The sequence below is a fragment of the Bordetella genomosp. 13 genome (genome assembly GCF_002119665.1).
In the GTDB taxonomy this organism is placed as follows: domain Bacteria; phylum Pseudomonadota; class Gammaproteobacteria; order Burkholderiales; family Burkholderiaceae_B; genus Bordetella.
This window is the reverse complement of the sequence record NZ_CP021111.1, coordinates 4,399,939-4,417,446: the sequence shown is the minus strand read 5'-3', so window position 1 is coordinate 4,417,446 and position 17,508 is coordinate 4,399,939. Positions and strand designations below refer to the sequence as shown.

Sequence of the window (17,508 nt, the reverse complement as noted above, 5' to 3'; positions counted from 1 at the left end):
GTCGTCCGCGGCCGCCGTCGTACGACCGCATGCCGGCCTTTCGCTGCCGCCTGTCCGGGGGCGCGCGCCCGGCTTTCATATTTCCAAAAGTGATTAAAGACGGAATAAACAGTCGTTCTCTTTAGAAGGACGGCGTTGGACAATTCCCCGCCATGATTCATATCGAAAATCTGTACAAGACGTACGCTACGCCGCACGGACGGTTCGAGGCGCTGCGAGGCATCGACCTGCGCATCGAGCAGGGCGAGGTCTTCGGCATCATCGGCCCCAGCGGCGCCGGCAAGAGTACGCTGGTCCAGTGCATCAACCTGCTCGAGCGGCCCGACCAGGGCAGCATCACCCTGGGCGGGCAGGCGCTGACCGGCCTGTCCGAGGCGCAACTCCGCGCCCAGCGCCGGCGCATCGGCATGGTGTTCCAGGGCTTCAATCTGCTGTCGCGCCGCACGGTGTACGCCAACGTGGCGCTGCCGCTGGAGATCGCCGGCGTGCCCGCGGCAGAGATCCCGGCCAAGGTCGAGCGGCTGCTGGCGCTGGTGGGCCTGGAGCATCTGCGCGACCGCTATCCCAGCCAGATCAGCGGCGGCCAGAAGCAGCGCGTGGGCATCGCGCGCGCGCTGGCCAACGATCCCGACGTGCTGCTCAGCGACGAGGCCACGTCGGCGCTCGACCCCGAGACCACGCACAACATCCTGGCGCTGCTGCGCGACATCAATCGCAAGACCGGCGTCACCGTGGTGATGATCACGCACCAGATGGAAGTGGTGCGCGAGATCTGCGACCGCGTCGCGGTGCTTTCCGAGGGGCAGGTGGTCGAGATGGGCCGCACGCAGGACATCTTCGCGTCGCCGCGCAACGAGGTCACGCGCGCGATGGTGTCGGCGGCCACGGCCACCGACCTGACCGACGGCACGCTGGCCGCGGCGCGCCAGCGCATCGCCGAGCGCGCCGCCGCGCGGCCCGGCCAGGCCGTGCGCCTGCTGCGCCTGTCGCTTACCGGCGGCGGCGCCGAGACCCTGCTGTCCGACCTGGCCCGCGTGCACGCGCTGGACATCGGGCTGGTGCAGGCCCGCGTCGAAGACATCCAGGGCGTGGCGGTGGGCACCTTGTTCGTGTTCGCCGAAGGCGCCCGCGAATCCATGCACGACGCGCTGGCCGAGCTGGCCCGCCGCAACATCCACGTAGAAGAAATCGCCAATGAGTCCGCAACTGATCGACCTGCTCATCACCTCGCTGCTTGAAACCCTGCTGATGGTGGGCGTGTCGGGCGGCATCGCGGTGCTGGCCGGCGTGCCGCTGGGCGTGACGCTGATCGTCACCGCGCGAGGCGCCATGCTCGAGAACCTGGCCGTGAACCACCTGTTGGGCCTGGTGGTGAACGCCACGCGCTCGGTGCCGTTCGTGATCCTGATGGTGGCCATCATCCCGTTCACGCGCTGGGTGGCGCAGACCTCCATCGGCACCACCGCCGCGATCGTGCCGCTGTCGGTGGCCGCCATCCCGTTCATGGCGCGCATCGCCGAGAACGCCATGCGCGAAGTCGATCCGGGCCTCATCACGGCCGCGCGCGCCATGGGCGCCTCGCCGCTGCAGATCATTCGCAAGGTGCTGCTGCCCGAGGCGCTGCCGGGCCTGATCGCCGGCGCCATCGTCACCCTGGTCAGCCTGATCGGCTATTCCGCCATGGCGGGCGCCATCGGCGGCGGCGGCCTGGGCGACCTGGGCATCCGCTACGGCTACCAGCGCTTCCTGCCCGAGGTGATGCTGGCCGTGGTGGTGGTGCTGATCCTGCTGGTGCAGGCCGTGCAGAGCCTGGGCGACTGGGTGGTGCGGCGCATGTCGCATCGCTGAATCCGTCTTCTTCTTCCTTCCCGTCTCGGAAACTTTCCATCATGCGTATCTCGTTCATCAAGTCCCTGGCCGTGGCGGCCTTGGGCGCCATCGCGTTCGCCCAGCCCGCGCTGGCGCAGGACAAGCCCATCAAGGTGGGCGTCACCGCCGGCCCGCACGCGCAGATCTTCGAAGTGGTCAAGCAGGAGGCCGCCAAGCAGGGCCTGAACGTGCAGATCGTCGAGTTCAGCGACTACGTGCAGCCCAACATGGCGCTGGCCGCGGGCGACCTGGACATGAACAGCTACCAGCACCAGCCCTATCTGGACAATGCCAACGCCGACCGCGGGTTCAAGCTGGTCAGCATCGGCAAGACCGTCATCTATCCCATCGGCATCTACAGCAAGAAGGTCAAGGACCTGAGCGCGCTGCCGCAGGGCGCCAAGATCGGCATCCCCAACGACCCCACCAATGGCGGCCGCGCATTGCTGCTGCTGCAGTCCAAGGGCCTGATCAAAGTGCGTCCCGAGGTCGGCCTGAAGGCCACCCCGATCGACGTGATCGAGAACCCCAAGAAGCTGCGCTTCATCGAACTGGACGCCGCCCAGTTGCCGCGTTCGCTGGATGACACCGACGCGTCGGCCGTGAACACCAACTTCGCCATGGAAGCCGGCCTGGATCCGCGCAAGGATGCCATCGCGCAGGAGTCCCCGGATTCGCCGTACGCCAACGTGCTGGTCGTGCAGGAGAAGAACAAGGACCGCGCCGACCTGCAGAAGCTGGTCGGCATCTATCACAGCCAGCCCGTGAAGGACTTCATCCTCACCAAGTACAAGGGCGCGGTGGTCGCGGCCTGGTAGGGCACGTGGGCCGGCGTTGGCGGAATTTCAGGACGTTTTGACTGACGTAACCTGAATGTGCCATAATCGCTGGCTTCGGTTGGGTCGATAGCTCAGTCGGTAGAGCAGCGGACTTTTAATCCGTTGGTCGCGAGTTCGAGTCTCGCTCGACCCACCATTACCGACCGAAGAATCAAGAATCTACGCCGCTCTCACGAGCGGCGTTTTTTCTTGTCCGAACGGAATTGATCCAGAGACGAACGTCCTTCGGTTCTTCATGTGCAGGCCTGTGGCCATGTTGTGCATCATTCTCTTGCAAGACTGGGACGGAGCGGCGATTGCACGCTCCGCGTCTGTCGGCTGCTTGCGCATGCGGGCCGCTGATAGGCCGGCATAGCATTCAAAGCTATGCGCGGACAGTGGTTCGGCTAACATCGGACGCATCACGTTACGTCTGGACTCACCGTTGAGTCAGCGAGGCCCGCGCGAGCCGGGTTCACCACACGAGTCGAAGTCGATGATGAGAAGGACTGTGATGTTCTGCGCCGCGGCTTCGGCGCTGGCCCGGCACGTTTTCCAGGCAACCATGTTGCTCTTCCTGATTTCGCTCGCGGCCGGCGCCGCAGCGGCGAACACTCCTTGCTCCGGCAGCAAGGGCGGCGTGTCTCATTGCGCCGCCGGCAAGTTCGTCTGCAATGACGGATCGATCAGCGCGTCCAAGCGCGTCTGCGACATGCCGGGCGGAGCGTCTGGAAAACTGATGTCGAAGCCGAGGGAGAGCGGCGCGTCGTGCCCGTGCCGAGACGGAAAGTTCTGCACTGGACCGCGCGGCGGCACGTTTTGCTATTCGGACAGCGGGAACAAGAGCTACATCAAACGATGATGGCTGCCGGACGATAACCGCGCCGTCCGGAACCTCGGGCGCAGTCGGACAGAGGCCCGCCACAGCGGCGATCATTACGAAAAGAGCCGCGTCCCAGGACAGGACGCGGCTCGTCAGCCGGCAGCCGCCGCCAGAGTCATCACTCCGCGTTACCCATCGCCGGATCGCTCACCGAATGCTCGCCCGTTTCGACACGACCGGCGAAGCGGCGGCGGTACGTGGCGTCGGTGTTCACCTCGACCTCGAAGTCGTACCAGCGGCCGCTGTCGGCCAGTTCCCAGTGCAGCTGCTCCTGGGCGCCGGCCGGCACGGTGACGGTCCAGGGGCCGTCCTCGCGGTAGGCCCTGGGCGTGACCGTGAACGTGCAGGGCTGGGTGCCGCCGTTCATCAGCTCGGCGTAGACGTTGCCATTGGCGATGTCGTAGCAGACGCGGATCTCGGGCTGCGTGCCGGTGTCGGCGATGCGCGCCGTGTCGCCCACGAAGTGGCGGTGAAAGCCGTTGGGGCCCAGCACCCACAGGTCGTAGCGGCCCAGGTTGTCCAGGCCGGCGTTCCAAGTGTCGTCCAGCGTCTTGCCGGCTTCCACCGTGTAGCGGCGCGGGACGCGGTCCAGGTGGTGGCGATCGTAGGCGTGGAACACGGCCGCCTGCGTGCCGGTGTTCGCGAACAGCAGCTGTACCTGGCCATCCTGGCCGGCGCGCGCGCTGGTGTGCAGTTCGTAGGGCAGGGCCCGCGACGGGCGCGTGCCGCTGGCCTGGATCGGCATCTGCAGGTCGGTGGGCAGGGGCACCGCGGGCAGCGCGGCCTGCGCATTGCGCAAGCTGTCGGCGGCGGCGCGCGTCAGACGTCCGTTCAGCGCGGGCAGCACTTCCTCGTTCGGCGTCGCGAAGTTGAACGCGCTGGTCAGGTCGCCGCACACGGCGCGGCGGAACGGGCTGATGTGCGGCTCTTCCACTTCGAAGCGCGCTTCCAGGAAGCGCAGCACCGAAGTGTGGTCGAACACCTGCGAGTTGACCCAGCCGCCGCGGCTCCAGGGCGAGATCACATACATGGGCACGCGCGGGCCGGGGCCGAAGACGCGGCCGTCCGGCGCGGGCTGGCCGGAACTGCCGGCCGGCGAGGCCTGCGTGTAGTACTCGTAGCCCATGTCCGCGTCCGGCAGCGTGGTCTTGCCCGCCAGTGTGCCATCCGCGTTGCGCGACGGCGCGGAGGGCGAAGGCACGTGGTCGAAGAATCCATCGTTCTCGTCGAAGTTGACGAGCAGCACGGTCTTGCTCCAGACCTCGGGATTGGCCGTGAGCGCGTCCAGGATTTCCTGGAGGAACCAGGCGCCCTGTACCGGGCTGGACGGGCCGGGGTGCTCGCAGTAGATCGAGGGCGCGTTGACCCAGGCTACTTGCGGCAGCCGGCCCTCGAGCACGTCGCGGCGGAAGGCGTCCAGGTAGGTGTCCGGCGTGGTGCCGGGCAGCGTGTTGGCGACGCCCTTGTACAAGGGGTTGCCCGCATTGTCCGTCGCCGGATCGTAGGCGTGATAGGGCAGCGCCTGTCCCGTGTCGGCGTAGGGCGAGTTCGGCGAGCCGCCGCTGGACACCGGAAAGCCGGAAGCCAGGTTGGCCTGGCGGAACTGGCGGAAGGCGCCCAGCATGTTGTCGCCCCATTCGTCCGGCATGTTCTGGTAGCAGATCCAGCTGACGCCCGCTTCTTCCAGGCGCTCGGCGTAGGTCTTCCACGTGTAGCCGGTGTTCACGTCGGCGGACAGACCGCTGATCCAGTCCCACTCGTTGTTGACGTAGGCCACGTTCTGCGCCGTGGGCCCGTTGGTGCCGGTCAGGTGGAACGAACGGTTGGCGTCGGTGCCCGTGTGCATCGAACAGTGGTAGGCATCACAGAGCGTGAAGGCATTGGCCAGGGCGAACTGGAACGGCACTTCCTGTTCCTTGTAATAGCCCATGGACTGGTCCTGCTTGTGGCGCGGCCACTGGGTCATGCGGCCGTTGTCCCAGGCATCCTGGCTGTCGACCCAGGTGTGGTTCGTGCCCGCGACGCGCTGCGCATTGTTGGCCGTGCTGTCCAGGTGGTAGGGCGTGAGCAGCGCGCCGCTGGCGCGCTCCTGCTGCCATACCTTGCGGCCGTTGATCATCGGGATGGTGAAGCGGTCGCCGAAGCCGCGCACGCCTTTCAGCGTGCCGAAGTAATGGTCGAACGAACGGTTCTCCTGCATGAGGATCACGACGTGTTCGACGTCCTTGATGGTGCCGGTCTTGTTGTTGGCGGGGATGGCCAGCGCGCGGCGGATGCTGGGCGGGAATGTCGCGAGCACGGCGGCGGCGATGCCGGCGCCCGTGGTGGTCTGCAGGAATTTGCGGCGGGAAGTCATGGTGATCCGTTGCGTGAGTCGTGGAGCGTCGTGGGCGTTACGGCGCGCAGCGCAGTTCGGGCTTCGGAGGGGCCGGCTGTTCGGTGCCGGGGTCGGGCGTCGGCGTGGGGTCGGACGACGAATCGTCGTCGCCGCCACAGGCCGCCAGGATCGCGGCCATGGCGAGAGCCACGGCGAGGGCTCGCGCAGAGGTCGAAGTGAGCATGGAAGGATAGTGGAAGTAGAGGATGCGACGGGCCTGACACGACATGCGTGCAGGCGTTGCAAGCCTAAAAAGCGCAAATGACAGCGGGGTGACTCGCGGTCGCCGGATGCGCAACGAAATGCAATGGTCCGCAGCGGTGTTGCAAAGAAGGGGTCACGCGGGCGTGAGATTCATGCGCGGGCTTGCGCGCGGAACACGCACGGCCGACAAGACAACGGCCGCGCCCAGGCGCGGCCGTGTGTGCATCTCGGATTGCAAGTTTTCGCTGCGGCGTAGAGGCTGGATGCTCGCCAGCCAGTTGAATCGCCTGCGGCTGCTTATTGCGGGTCGAACGGCCCCGTGACGGCAAACTTGCCGCCTTGCAGCGTCATCGAAGGGTCGTCCGGCGGGGGCGCCGGTTGCGCCTCGATCTTGTCTCGATAGATTTCGGAACTGTCGCGCGGCGTGAAGCCAAGCTTGGCGGCATGGCGGTTGTCCCACCACACCTTGCGGTTGTCCGACATGCCGTAGACCACGATGTGGCCGATGTCGGGCGTGTACAGGCAGCGGCGCAGCAGGTCGTCGAAGTCGTCGAGGCTGATCCAGGTGGACATCATGCGGCGGTCGGCAGGTTCGGGAAACAGCGAGCCGATGCGGATGCTGGCCGTTTCGATGCCGTAGCGGTCGAAGTACAGCTGCGCCATGTCTTCCCCGAACGATTTGGACACGCCGTAATAGCCGTCAGGGCGGCGCGGCGCGTGGGCGTCGATGACCTCGTCCTGCCGGTAGAAGCCGGTGACGTGGTTGGAGCTGGCGAACACCACGCGCTTGATGCCATGGCGACGCGCGGCTTCGTACAGGTTGAAGACTCCCTTGATGTTGGCCTCGAGGATTTCCTCGAAGGGGCGTTCGACCGAGACGCCGCCGAGGTGGACGATGGCATCGCATCCCGCGGCCACTTGCTCGAATGCCGCGCGGTCGGAGATGTCGCACGGCGCCGCCTCTTCGTGCGCGGCCAGGGCGGCGACTTGCGTTTGCAAGGGGCCGGCCAGGTCAGAAAGTCGCACGTGTCGGGCGTAAGCCGACAGGCGCGGCCGAATGGCACGTCCCACGCCGCCTGCGGCGCCAGTAAGCAGCAGCCGGTTGTACGGTTGGGTGGATGTATCGCTCATGGCATTGTCTCCGGTCGCTGCTCGCTGTCGTCGCGGCCGGGGTGGCGGCGCAACGGAGGTGTTGTCTTGTATGTCGTCGTACGAGTATCGGGATTCTAGCCCCGCGCTTGCGCCTGTCAATAGCGGCCTATGGGGGACGACGGTTCCGATGCCGCATCTCGGGTTCCGCGTCGAATGGGCCGGGCTACTTCCATCGTCATGTTGTAGGACGACTAGCCTCCGGCGCGATGGTGGATTTCCGGGGCGGGTTCCGGGCCGAACACGCTATGGCCGCCGTACGACGCGGAATCCTGGCGTTCCTGTTCCACGAAGTCCGGAAGCGACGGGCCGCGAGCGTCGCGTTCCAGCCGCCGCGCCTGGGCGTCCAGTCGCCGCAGGGCGTCCAGGCGTTCGTCGTTGCCCAGCCTGGCCTTCGCCACCGCCGATTTCAGCACTCCTATGGTCTGGTCGTAGACCGCCAGGGGCACCGGATAGGGGTGACGGTCCTTGCCGCCGTGCGCCAGCGAATAGCGCGCCGGATCGGTGAAGCGGCAGGGCGCGCCATGGATCACTTCCGCTACCAGCGCCAGCGACTGGATGGTGCGCGCGCCCACGCCCGGCACCAGCAGCAGTTCGCCGAAATCGGCCGGGCCGCGCTCGGCCGCCGCCGCCAGCGCGCCGTGCAGCCGCTTCAGGTTCACGTCCTTCGGGCGCACGTCGTGATGGGCCGGCATGACCAGATGCGGCAGGGCCAGCTGCGTCGGCTCGGGCTCCGGCGCGCGGGCCTGCGGCGCGCCGACCGCGCCGATCGCCGCGGCCTCGGCGGCGATGAAGTCGGGGCCGCGGTCGCGCAGCAGTTCCAGCTGGCCATGGCGCGAGGCCTCGGCGCGATGATCGGTCAGGTTCAGGATGCGCCCTTGGTTCACGCCGTCGATCGCGGCGTGCGGCGCGTCCACGAAACTCTTCAGCTCTTCGGACAGCCAGTGATAGCGTCGCGCGAGGCGGCTGTCGCCGTTCATGCCCTGCTGCACGACGGTCCAGCGGCCATCGTCGGAGACGATGAAACCGTGCAGGTACAGGTCGAAGCCGTCCTGGACGGCAGCGCTGTCCACCTTGGCCACCAGGCGGCTGGCGGTGGCCAGCGCCGCGCCATCCAGGCCGACGCGTTCGCCGATGTCGGCCAGTTCCTGCGGCGTCTTGCGCGAGTGCGCGCCGCGGCCGCCGCACACGTGCAGCCCCAGTTCGCCGGCCAGCGGCGAGAGGCCGCGCTTGAGCGCGCCGATCACGCTGGTGGTGATGCCGGACGAATGCCAGTCCATGCCCATGACGGCGCCGAAGGACTGGAACCAGAAGGGATGCGCCATGCGGCGCAGGAACTCGTCGCGGCCGTAGTGGTGCACGATGGCCTGCGCGATGACGGCGCCCAGGCGCGACATGCGCTGGCCCAGCCAGGCCGGCACCCGGCCGCCGTGCAGCGGCAGATCCGCACTGCCTGCCCGTCGCATTGCTCGCTCTCCGATGAAACCTGGGCGTTATCGTACTGCCGTCGCCGGCGTCGCGTTCAGGTGGGCGCGGCGCGCCATTGCGGCGCCGAGTTCGCGGTGCGAGGTTCGCCCCGGCGCCCAGCCGACGGCTTGCGCAGGAACACGAACTTGTGCCGCGACTTGTCCTCGATGCTGTGATGCGCGCGGCGTACGCCCTCGATGGCCGGCGTGAATTCCTCGAACAGGCGATAGCCGGCCGCCTGCTCGGCCCGGAACGGCAGCCGGTCGGGCCGGTCGTTGTAGCCCAGGACCAGCACGCCGCCCGGCACGAGGACGTCGCGGCACGCCTGCATCATGCGGTCGAAGTCGGCCTCCCGGTTCAGGCCATATCCGATGAGGCCGTTGGCCACGACGGCGTCGAAGCTTTCCGGGGAGTAATGCCGTGCCAGCTCAGTCGCGCATCCCACTACGTGCCGACCGGGCTGCCCGTACACGGCGTTTTCGGGCTTGATGTCGATGGAATGAAAGCCCGGTCCCAGCTTGCGGTGATAGTGCCAGTTGTAGCGGTCGACTCCGATGAAAAGGCAGCGGCCGCCGGTGCGGCCGGCCGCCAGGTGCCCGACCAGAAAGTTGAAGATCTCGTTCTCGAGAAACTCGCGGTTCGGCAGTTGCAGGCGGAATTCGACCTTGTATCTTTCCGCCAGTGCCGGCGATACCCTGAACAGCAGCCGTTTGCCCTTGTGCGCAAGCTTGTCTAGAAATCGGTTCATCTGCGGCTATCCCCTTTGGTTGCTGTTGATCTCAGCCGAAGTGCTGTAATCGTATCCGCCAAAAGGCGGGAGCCGTTGTAAAAAATGGCCCCTCTGTGCAACCGGGTGCGGCCGTTGTCAGGTCAATTGCGGGGCCCCGACTTCTTTTCGAGAATCGCCGGCGTATCGTCGCGCGGCTTGAACAGGCGCGGTGGCGCGTCCGTGCCCGGATTGGGGTTGCCGTCGAACTGGGTGGCCTTTTCCTCGGGGCTGTCCAGCTGGGGGCGCGGCCGGCCGCCGTGCGCGGGATCGTCCTTGCTGTTGGCCTCGCCCAGTCCCTTCTGGACGTCATGGCCGATGTCGGGCTGGTCCCGCTGGGTCTTGGTCGATGTGCTCTGGTGATCGGGGTCCTGCGGAGTCGGGGAGCGTTTTTCCATGATGATTCTCCTGAGTGGTAGACCGCTCGCGCAGCATTCCCCATGCCTGCTATCGCGCGACCACTTCGTCCTTGCACCGCAACTTCCTGCCGTCGCGCTTGCAGACGGTGCGGCGCTCGGCCCATGCCGCGCGCTCCGCCGATTCCGCGGCGCGGCGCGTGGCCTCGGCCGCCTCGGCGGCCCGCTCCTGGGCCGCCACGATTTGCAGCTGTTGCCGCAGTTCGACGCTCTCGCGCTCGTACAGGGCCACTATTTCCTGCCGGCCCTTGTTGTACTGGCCGAAAGTGAGCTTCCCCGCCCACAGCTCGGACAGCAGGGCACGTGACCGTTCGGCGCCGGCGACGTGGGCTGGGTAAGTGACCGACGAGTACCGGTTCTCAAGCCAGCCCTGTTTGATGCGGCAGTCCTGCAGCAGCTCGTCCAGCGCCTTCAGCGCGGCCTTCTGCCTGGCGTTGGGCCTGGTCTTGTCGGCCATCTGCACGATGGTCGGTTGCTGCGTCAGCGGCGGGATCTTTTGCCTCAGCACCGCGATCTCCGGGCGCTCGAACGGCTGTTCGCACGCCACCCGCACTTCCTCGTGGTCATCGACTTTCTGCTGGTAGGCCGCCAGCCGGCGGGCCTCCTGCTCCGCACGGTACTGCTCGATCAGGGCGCACCCGGGCAGTGTCAGGCACAGTGCGGCTGCCGTCAGGGAAAGGACCATTCTCATCGTTCTTCTCGCCTCGGATTTTCAGTGTGGACCGCGTGAGGACACTCTATGCAGGCGGTCCACGTCGCTCCATAACAGAGCCATTACGCGCAGCGCCCACACGTTTCGCTGCGTTACGATGCGGACAACGATGTTCCTTCCCGATCGCCATACCGATGACGTCTTCCCCGAATCCCGACCAGCTGTACCGCACTGCCACCGCGTGGTTGGCGCGCCGCCAGTCCTCCGGCTGGAACGATGCCGACGAACGTGAGCTGCAGGCCTGGCTGCAGGCCGATCCCAGCCACGAGCAGGCCTATCGACGCATGGTGGCCGCGCAAGGCGGGCTGGGCGATGCAGCGTCTTCCCGCGGCGCGGGCGGCGTGCCCGGCGGACGCAGCGTGCCGACGCAACGCAGGAGCGGCTGGGGCTGGGGATGGTGGCTGGCTTCAGCCGTGGGCCTGGCATTGGCCGTGTGGCTGACCGTGAGCTTCGTGCTGCGCGAGAGTTCGCCCCAGTTCACCGAGCGCGTGCGGGTGGAGGGCGGCCAGGCACGCGACTGGAAGCTTCCGGATGGTTCGGTGGTCTCGCTGAACAGCGGCACCGAGGCCGGTGTCGGCTTCTACTCGCGCCGCCGCGAACTGGTCATGTCGCAGGGGCAGGGGCTGTTCCGGGTGGCCTATGTGCCCCGCACGTCGTTCATCGTGCGGGTCGGCAATGAGGACGTCACCGTCGACGGCGGCCGCGTGCCGATTCCGGACACGGTGTTCGATGTGCGCTCGGCGCCCGGGGTGCTGGAAGTGGGGGTCGCGACCGGCAAGGTCAAGGTGCGCACGGTCAGTGCGGGGGCGCGCGAAGAGGTGGTGCTGGAGGCGGGCAATGTGATCCGCATCGACCTGGCCCAGCGCCGTCATGAGATCGCGCCCATCGCGCCGGAGGCCGTGGGCGCCTGGCGCACGCGTTGATACCGCCACGGGCATGCCGGCGGCGCGTCACGTCACGTATGAGCCCTCGATCGTTTGATCCGCCTGCCGGCGATGTCCGGTGATGCGGACTCGGCGCCAGCCGTGGTGCGTCAGGCCGCCTTGGGCTGATTCGGGTGGGCCGGGCCGTTGGGGTCATTTTCGGCCGGAGGCCGGGGAGGCAGGGCGGGCAGGCCCAGTTTCAATCGCAGGCGCTGGCAGTCGGGATTGACACTGCCGTCGGGCAGCCAGGTCTCGAACTCGCGGCAAGGCGTGGGGCGCAGCGGATAGATGTCGCAATGGATGCCAGGCCGTCCCAACTCGCCGCGCAAGGCCACGCAGCGCCCATGGCCGAGTTCGGTGCCGCGCATGCAGGCGCGCAGCGGGCCGACCTGGGCAACCAGGTCTTCGGGCACCGTGCCGCCATTGGCGCCGGCCACTTCGCCGCAGTAGAACGACACGCGGAAGTGCGCGCAGCAGGCGCCGCAGTCCAGGCAGGGGTTGGCCGCGATCGGCTGCGCGCCGGACGCGTCCAGAACGGGAAAGGCGGAGGTGACGGACATGGAAGCGGGCAGTGGGGCCGGCATGGAACCCGGCGGGCGCCGGGAGGCGGTCATCTTAGCAGCGGCCGCGGGAACATCAAGCCGGTCTTGCCGCCCATCGGCGCCGCTCTCGGGCGCTGGCGTGACGCCCGGAGCGCACTTGTCCGCTCGTCGCGCCGCTGCCTGGGGTAGGATCGCCGGCAATAACAATTCACCAGGGAATCCCATGGACGTACGTACCGATTTTCCGGATGGGCTGGCGCGCTGCGGCTGGGTCGATGGTTCGCCGCTGTACACGGCCTATCACGATGAGGAGTGGGGGCGGCCCGTGGCCGACGACCGCGCGCTGTTCGAGCAGTTGTGCCTGGAAGGTTTCCAGTCCGGGCTGAGCTGGCGCACGATTCTCAACAAGCGCGAGGGCTTTCGCAAGGCCTTCGAGAATTTCGACATCTCGCGAGTGTCGCGGTTCGACGCCGCCAGGGTGGAAGCGCTGCTGCAGGATGCCGGCATCGTGCGCCATCGCGGCAAGATCGAATCCGTCATCAACAATGCGCAACGCGCCCAGGCGCTGCTCGACGAGGCCGGGTCGCTGGCCGCGTTCATCTGGCGCTACGAGGCCGGGGCGCCGGCCGCCGGGACCATCCATGCGCCCGTGTCCGCCACCGCCGAATCGACCGCGCTGTCCAAGGCCTTGAAGAAGCGTGGCTGGTCATTCGTCGGCCCCACCACCGTGTATGCCTTCATGCAGTCGGTCGGCATGGTGAACGACCATCACCCGCACTGCCACCATCGTGGCGCCTGCGAGCATGCGCGGCAGGCATTCCAGCGGCCCGCCTGATGTGCCCCTTGCCACGCGCCGACACGAGAACGTCGCCGGAATTTGCGTTTTGTATCCATAGGGTGCTGAGGGTTCCGTCCCGCTTGCCCGCGCGCTACCCTGAGGCGAGCAGGCCGGATTAGACAGACCGACAGTATGTCCGGCCAAAGGAAGGCGGGCATGACACGCAAAAAGAAGGTTTTCCTCGGCGTCCTGGCGACCTTGGCCGTGCTGGTGGTCGCGGCTGTGATCGTCGTGGCCACGCTGGACTGGAACCGCTTCAAACCGACCATCAACGCGCGAGTGTCCGAGGCCATCGGGCGGCCCTTCGCCATCAACGGCGACCTGTCCGTGGCCTGGCGGCGCGAACCCGACGAGACGGGCTGGCGCGGCTGGGTGCCTTGGCCGCGGGTCACCGCCGAGGACATCACCGTGGGCAATACGGAGTGGGCCCGCAAGCCCGTCATGGCCAGCCTGCAGCGCGCGGAGTTCAGCCTGTCGCCGGTGCCCCTGCTGGCGCGTCGCGTGGTCATCCGTCACATACAACTCACGGGGCCGGCAGCCGACCTGCAGCGCATGGCCGACGGCCGCGCCAACTGGGTGTTCACGATGCCGGAAAGCGGCGGCGAGCCTTCGCCCTGGGAAATGGACATCGACCAGGTCGGTTTCGACAAGGGCGTGATCGGCTACCTGGACGAGGTGCAGAAGGCGGACGTGCAGGTGCAGATCGATCCGCTGGGCAAGCCCATTCCCTTCGCCGAACTGGCTGGCAAGGCGGCGGAGCCGGCGGACAAGGGCGCGCAGAAGAAGGAATCCGAAGGGAAGCGCCCGCGCCAGGAAGCGGCCGATGAAAAGGCGGCCCAGGCCGGACGGGACAAGGGCGGGAAGTCCGACGGCGCGGACGCCGACGAGGACGGCATGCCCGACGACGCCAACGCCAAGGCGCTGGAGCAGGCCGAGCGTGCGGGCGCCGTGCCGCGTCAACCGCCGCGCGACTATCGATTCGCCTGGCAGGTGGAAGGCCGCTACAAGGACCTGCCGGTGAAAGGCGAGGGCAGGGTCGGCGGCCTGCTGGCGTTGCGCAACGCGGATGAGCCATTCCCGGTGCAGGCCGACGTGTCGGTGGGCCGCACGCGCGCCACGGCGGTGGGGACGCTGACCGATCCCATGCGCCTGGGCGCGCTGAATCTGCAAATGTCGCTGTCCGGCTCCTCCATGGCCCACCTGTATCCGCTGATCGGCGTGGCGCTGCCCGATACGCCGCCGTATTCGACGGATGGCCGCCTGATCGCCAGTCTGCAGAATGCCGGCGGGGCGGTGTTCGAGTACCGCCGCTTCAACGGCAAGGTCGGGCAAAGCGACCTGCATGGCAGCTTGCGCTTCACCACGCAGCCTCCGCGGCCCAAGCTGGTGGGACGGCTGAGGTCCGATCAACTGCGCATGGTCGACCTGGGCCCGCTGATCGGCGTGCAGCCCGAGTCGGCGCAGAAGGCCGCCGCCAAGTCCGAGAAGTCGGCAGACGAGAAACAGGCATCGGGCAAGGTTCTGCCCACGCAGGAATTCCGCACGGAGCGTTGGCGCAGCATGGACGCCGACGTGCGTTTCGCCGGCGGGCGGATCATACACGGCAGCAAGCTGCCGCTATCCGACCTGGACACGCACGTCGTCATGGAGGACGGCAAGCTGACGTTGGACCCGCTGCGCTTCGGCATGGCGGGCGGCAGTATCGGAGGCACGGTGTCGCTCGACGGGTCGCGCACCCCCATGGGCGGACGGGTGCATGTGCGGGCACGAAGCCTGAAGCTGCGGCAGCTGTTTCCGCAGCTCGAATCCATGGAAAGCGCGCTGGGACAGATGCATGGCGAGGTGGCGCTGGCCGGGCGCGGCAATTCGGTGGCGGCGCTGCTGGGCACCGCAGACGGCGAGGTCCGCATGCTGGTGAATGACGGCGTCATCAGCCGCAGCCTGATGGAGATCGCGGGCCTGAACGTGGGCAACTACCTGGTCACCAAGATGTTCGGCGACGACGAGGTGCACATCAATTGCACGGCGGCCGACCTGGGGATGAAGAACGGCCTGATGCAGACGCGCGCGTTCGTCATCGACACCGACAACGCCGTGGTGACGATCGACGGTTCGGTGAACTTCAAGGATGAGTCGATGGACCTGGACATCTCTCCGGAGAGCAAGGGGTTCCGCGTGTTCTCGCTGCGTTCGCCGCTATACGTGCAGGGCACCTTCGCCAATCCGAAGGCCGGCGTGCAGACGGGGCCGCTGCTGGCCCGCGGCGCCGGCATGGTGGCGCTGGGCGTGGTATTGACTCCGGCGGCGGGCCTGCTGGCGCTGATCGCCCCCAGCTCGGACGAGCCGGAGAACCAGTGCTCGTCGCTGCTGGCGGAAGCGCGCAAGCCGGCCAAGGCGCCGGCCAGCAAGTAAGAAAGAAAAGGCGGCGCCCGCGTTTTTCCCGGGGCGCCGCCTTTCGTGCGGACGGCAGGCGCGTCACACGCGCTCAGTTCGCCGTCAATTCAAGCCGTTCGATCAGCGCGTCGATGCGCTTTTCCAACTCCGCCGTGGCCGGCATCATGGGCAGGCGATGTTCGTTCTGCTCGATGAGTCCGAGCCGCTTCATCATGTATTTCAGCGGGATAGGGTTGGTGTCCCAGAAGATCATCTTCATCAGGTCGAACAGCTTGAAGTGCAGCGCGCGCGCCTCTTCGAGCTTGCCGTCGCGCACCAGATTGCACAGCCGCGCGACCTCGGCCGGGGCCACGTTCGCCACCGCGTTCATGGTGCCGCCGGCACCCAGGCACATCATCGGGAAGGTGAATTCCTCCAGGCCGACGAACACGCGGAACTCGGGTCCGAAGCGATGCAGCATCTCGGTCACGAACGAATGGTCGTCCAGCGCGTGCTTGATGCCCACGAAATGCGGCACGGCCTCTGCGATCTGTTCGAGCGTGGCCAGGTCCGTCTTGAAAGCCGTTCGGCCGGGGATGTGATACATCATCAACGGCACGTCCACGCGCCGACCCAGGTCGACGAAATACGCCGCCACGCCGCGCTGCGGCGGACGGATGTAGTAGGGCGTGACGACCAGCAGGCCGTCCACGCCCGCGCGCGCGGCGTGCTCGGTCAGCACCACGCTTTCGGCGTGCGACTGCGAGCCGGTGGCGGCCACCACCTGCAGGCGGCCCTGCGCGGCCTGCACGGCCACGGTGACGGCCTGGTTGCGTTCTTCGGTGGTCAGCGTGGAGGGTTCGGAAGTGGTGCCGTTGATCAGCACGCCGTGCGTGCCGTTGCGCGCCTGGAAGTCCACCAGACCGGCCAGCCGGTCGTAGTCGACCTTGCCGTTCCTGAACGGCGTGACGAGGGGCGGGATGGAGCCTCTCAGGGCGTCCTTCTGCAGATCGATCATGCGTGTGTCCTCAGGCTGCCTTGCGGTTGGTGATGAAGCCTTCCTGCTTGCCCAGCACGGCGGCCGGGTGGTGCAGGTCTTCCTGCCACAGCAGCGATTCCATGTAGATGTTCAGCGGCTGGTCCTGCACGGTCAGTTCGTACACGTAGTCGTCGTACGAAGCGTGGTTGTGCACCGCCCAGCCGGGCGCGGACAGCATCAGGTCGCCGGCCTTCCACTCGTAGCGATTGCCGGCGACGCTGCTGTAGCCGCTGCCCGAGAAGTAGTAATTGATAGCGGCGGACACGTGGCGGTGCGGACGATCGATGATCTTCGGCGGCCGGATGGTCATGGTGGCGAAGAAGTTCGGCGTGATGCCGTTGAAGCGGCCGGTGGCCGGGTTGTAGTACATGTACAGGCGGCGGCCGACATACTCCTTGCCCAGCGCTTCCAGCTTGTCCAGCTGAGGCTTCACCTTCTCCCACGCGAAGTGCAGCGTGCGCGACTCGACGGCCGTGGGGTTGATCAGGGTCTCGTACGGCATCAGCAGCCCGCCGTCGTCGGTGATGGGAAAGATGCCGAACGGATTGCGGCGGCGGGGATCGTCCGACTCTTCGCGCTGTCCGGTGCCGATGGGCGCGCCGGCCGGCGGCTGCGCATCGGCGACGTACACGTCCATGAACTGCAGCAGCGGCACGTTGGAGTAGGTGAGCCGTACCTGCAGGTCGTTGCCGTCGTTGTAGTGGCTGTAGGGCGTGTAGCTGGGATGGTTCCAGACGTCGTACTGCCTGAAGCCGATGCGCTGTCCGCCCACGTCGGTCACGCCCTGGCCGCGGATGCAGAAGTTGACCTCGGTGGCGTTGTGGCGGAAAGGCGCGCTGCGTTCGCCGGGCTTCAGCACCGACAGGCGCACCTGGATGCCCGGCGCCATGCCGGGCGCGAACTCGCGCGCGGACGGATGCGCGATCAGCGACTCGCGGCGGCCGGATGCCGGCAGCGGCGACGAGGCCAGGCGTTCGACCTCGGCGTCGATCTCTTCTTTGGTGACGACGATGGGCGCCCACTGGGTGTTGTACGAGACGGGCGGTTCGCCGCCGCAGTCGATGAAGCGGCCGTTGACGCGCTCGAAATCGCGGTGATACTGGCTCATGGTTCAGTCTCCGTGTGTCGGTGT

General features: G+C 67.2%; 17 protein-coding genes and 1 tRNA gene. 8 read left to right on the top strand and 10 right to left on the bottom strand.

Annotated elements, in window-relative coordinates:
* Positions 1-152 precede the first annotated feature (152 nt).
* The 5 genes from CAL15_RS19880 to CAL15_RS19860 all read left to right on the top strand — a co-directional run bounded on the left by CAL15_RS19880 (position 153) and on the right by CAL15_RS19860 (position 3,549).
* Positions 153-1,238, top strand: coding sequence for a methionine ABC transporter ATP-binding protein (locus CAL15_RS19880; protein ID WP_086080072.1), 1,086 nt, complete (start codon positions 153-155; stop codon positions 1,236-1,238).
* A complete protein-coding gene (locus tag CAL15_RS19875) occupies positions 1,195-1,848 on the top strand; it encodes a methionine ABC transporter permease (protein ID WP_086080071.1) in 654 nt (217 codons plus the stop codon). The genes CAL15_RS19880 and CAL15_RS19875 overlap by 44 nt, the downstream gene beginning before the upstream one ends.
* Positions 1,849-1,889: 41 nt before the next feature.
* Complete coding sequence (locus CAL15_RS19870) at positions 1,890-2,687, top strand: MetQ/NlpA family ABC transporter substrate-binding protein (RefSeq protein WP_086080070.1); 798 nt, start codon at positions 1,890-1,892, stop codon at positions 2,685-2,687.
* A gap of 81 nt (positions 2,688-2,768) precedes the next feature.
* Positions 2,769-2,844 (top strand) — tRNA-Lys (locus CAL15_RS19865).
* A gap of 339 nt (positions 2,845-3,183) precedes the next feature.
* On the top strand, positions 3,184-3,549 hold the full coding sequence (locus tag CAL15_RS19860) for a hypothetical protein (protein WP_232468042.1): 366 nt from the start codon (positions 3,184-3,186) through the stop codon (positions 3,547-3,549).
* 139 nt (positions 3,550-3,688) lie between these two features.
* Here CAL15_RS19860 and CAL15_RS19855 read toward each other — a convergent pair whose 3' ends face one another.
* The 7 genes from CAL15_RS19855 to CAL15_RS19825 form a co-directional block, all read right to left on the bottom strand.
* On the bottom strand, positions 3,689-5,926 hold the full coding sequence (locus CAL15_RS19855) for a phosphocholine-specific phospholipase C (RefSeq protein WP_086080069.1): 2,238 nt from the start codon (positions 5,924-5,926) through the stop codon (positions 3,689-3,691).
* A 37-nt stretch (positions 5,927-5,963) separates the two neighbouring features.
* Positions 5,964-6,098 carry a hypothetical protein gene (locus CAL15_RS24810; RefSeq protein ID WP_269768283.1) on the bottom strand — a complete coding sequence of 45 codons (135 nt, stop codon included), beginning with the start codon at positions 6,096-6,098 and terminating at the stop codon, positions 5,964-5,966.
* A 350-nt stretch (positions 6,099-6,448) separates the two neighbouring features.
* Complete coding sequence (locus CAL15_RS19845; RefSeq protein ID WP_086080067.1) at positions 6,449-7,282, bottom strand: NAD-dependent epimerase/dehydratase family protein; 834 nt, start codon at positions 7,280-7,282, stop codon at positions 6,449-6,451.
* Between the two features lie 212 nt (positions 7,283-7,494).
* Entirely contained in the window at positions 7,495-8,766 is a 1,272-nt protein-coding gene (locus CAL15_RS19840; protein ID WP_086080066.1) for a DUF763 domain-containing protein, read from the bottom strand.
* 56 nt (positions 8,767-8,822) lie between these two features.
* Positions 8,823-9,515, bottom strand: a complete 693-nt coding sequence (locus CAL15_RS19835; RefSeq protein WP_198299092.1) for a class I SAM-dependent methyltransferase — start codon at positions 9,513-9,515, stop codon at positions 8,823-8,825.
* A gap of 122 nt (positions 9,516-9,637) precedes the next feature.
* Positions 9,638-9,931 (bottom strand): hypothetical protein, encoded by a 294-nt coding sequence (locus tag CAL15_RS19830; protein WP_086080065.1) that lies wholly within the window; start codon positions 9,929-9,931, stop codon positions 9,638-9,640.
* 49 nt (positions 9,932-9,980) lie between these two features.
* Positions 9,981-10,634, bottom strand: a complete 654-nt coding sequence (locus CAL15_RS19825) for a hypothetical protein (protein ID WP_086080064.1) — start codon at positions 10,632-10,634, stop codon at positions 9,981-9,983.
* 161 nt (positions 10,635-10,795) lie between these two features.
* On the opposite strand from CAL15_RS19825, the gene CAL15_RS19820 reads away from it, so the two are divergent.
* A complete protein-coding gene (locus CAL15_RS19820; RefSeq protein WP_086080063.1) occupies positions 10,796-11,584 on the top strand; it encodes a FecR family protein in 789 nt (262 codons plus the stop codon).
* 110 nt (positions 11,585-11,694) lie between these two features.
* Here the strand turns inward: CAL15_RS19820 and CAL15_RS19815 are convergent, their stop codons facing one another.
* A complete protein-coding gene (locus CAL15_RS19815; protein WP_086081201.1) occupies positions 11,695-12,144 on the bottom strand; it encodes a YkgJ family cysteine cluster protein in 450 nt (149 codons plus the stop codon).
* Positions 12,145-12,349: 205 nt separating this feature from the next.
* Between CAL15_RS19815 and CAL15_RS19810 the strand changes: the two genes are divergently transcribed.
* Positions 12,350-12,961 (top strand): DNA-3-methyladenine glycosylase I, encoded by a 612-nt coding sequence (locus tag CAL15_RS19810; protein ID WP_086080062.1) that lies wholly within the window; start codon positions 12,350-12,352, stop codon positions 12,959-12,961.
* A 159-nt stretch (positions 12,962-13,120) separates the two neighbouring features.
* Complete coding sequence (locus tag CAL15_RS19805) at positions 13,121-15,376, top strand: AsmA family protein (protein ID WP_086080061.1); 2,256 nt, start codon at positions 13,121-13,123, stop codon at positions 15,374-15,376.
* 73 nt (positions 15,377-15,449) lie between these two features.
* Here CAL15_RS19805 and dapA read toward each other — a convergent pair whose 3' ends face one another.
* The gene (gene dapA / locus CAL15_RS19800; RefSeq protein WP_086080060.1) at positions 15,450-16,355 is read right to left on the bottom strand and encodes a 4-hydroxy-tetrahydrodipicolinate synthase; all 906 of its coding nucleotides are present in this window, start codon (positions 16,353-16,355) and stop codon (positions 15,450-15,452) included.
* Positions 16,356-16,365: 10 nt separating this feature from the next.
* On the bottom strand, positions 16,366-17,484 hold the full coding sequence (locus tag CAL15_RS19795; RefSeq protein WP_157666698.1) for a cupin domain-containing protein: 1,119 nt from the start codon (positions 17,482-17,484) through the stop codon (positions 16,366-16,368).
* Between the last annotated feature and the right edge of the window lie 24 nt (positions 17,485-17,508).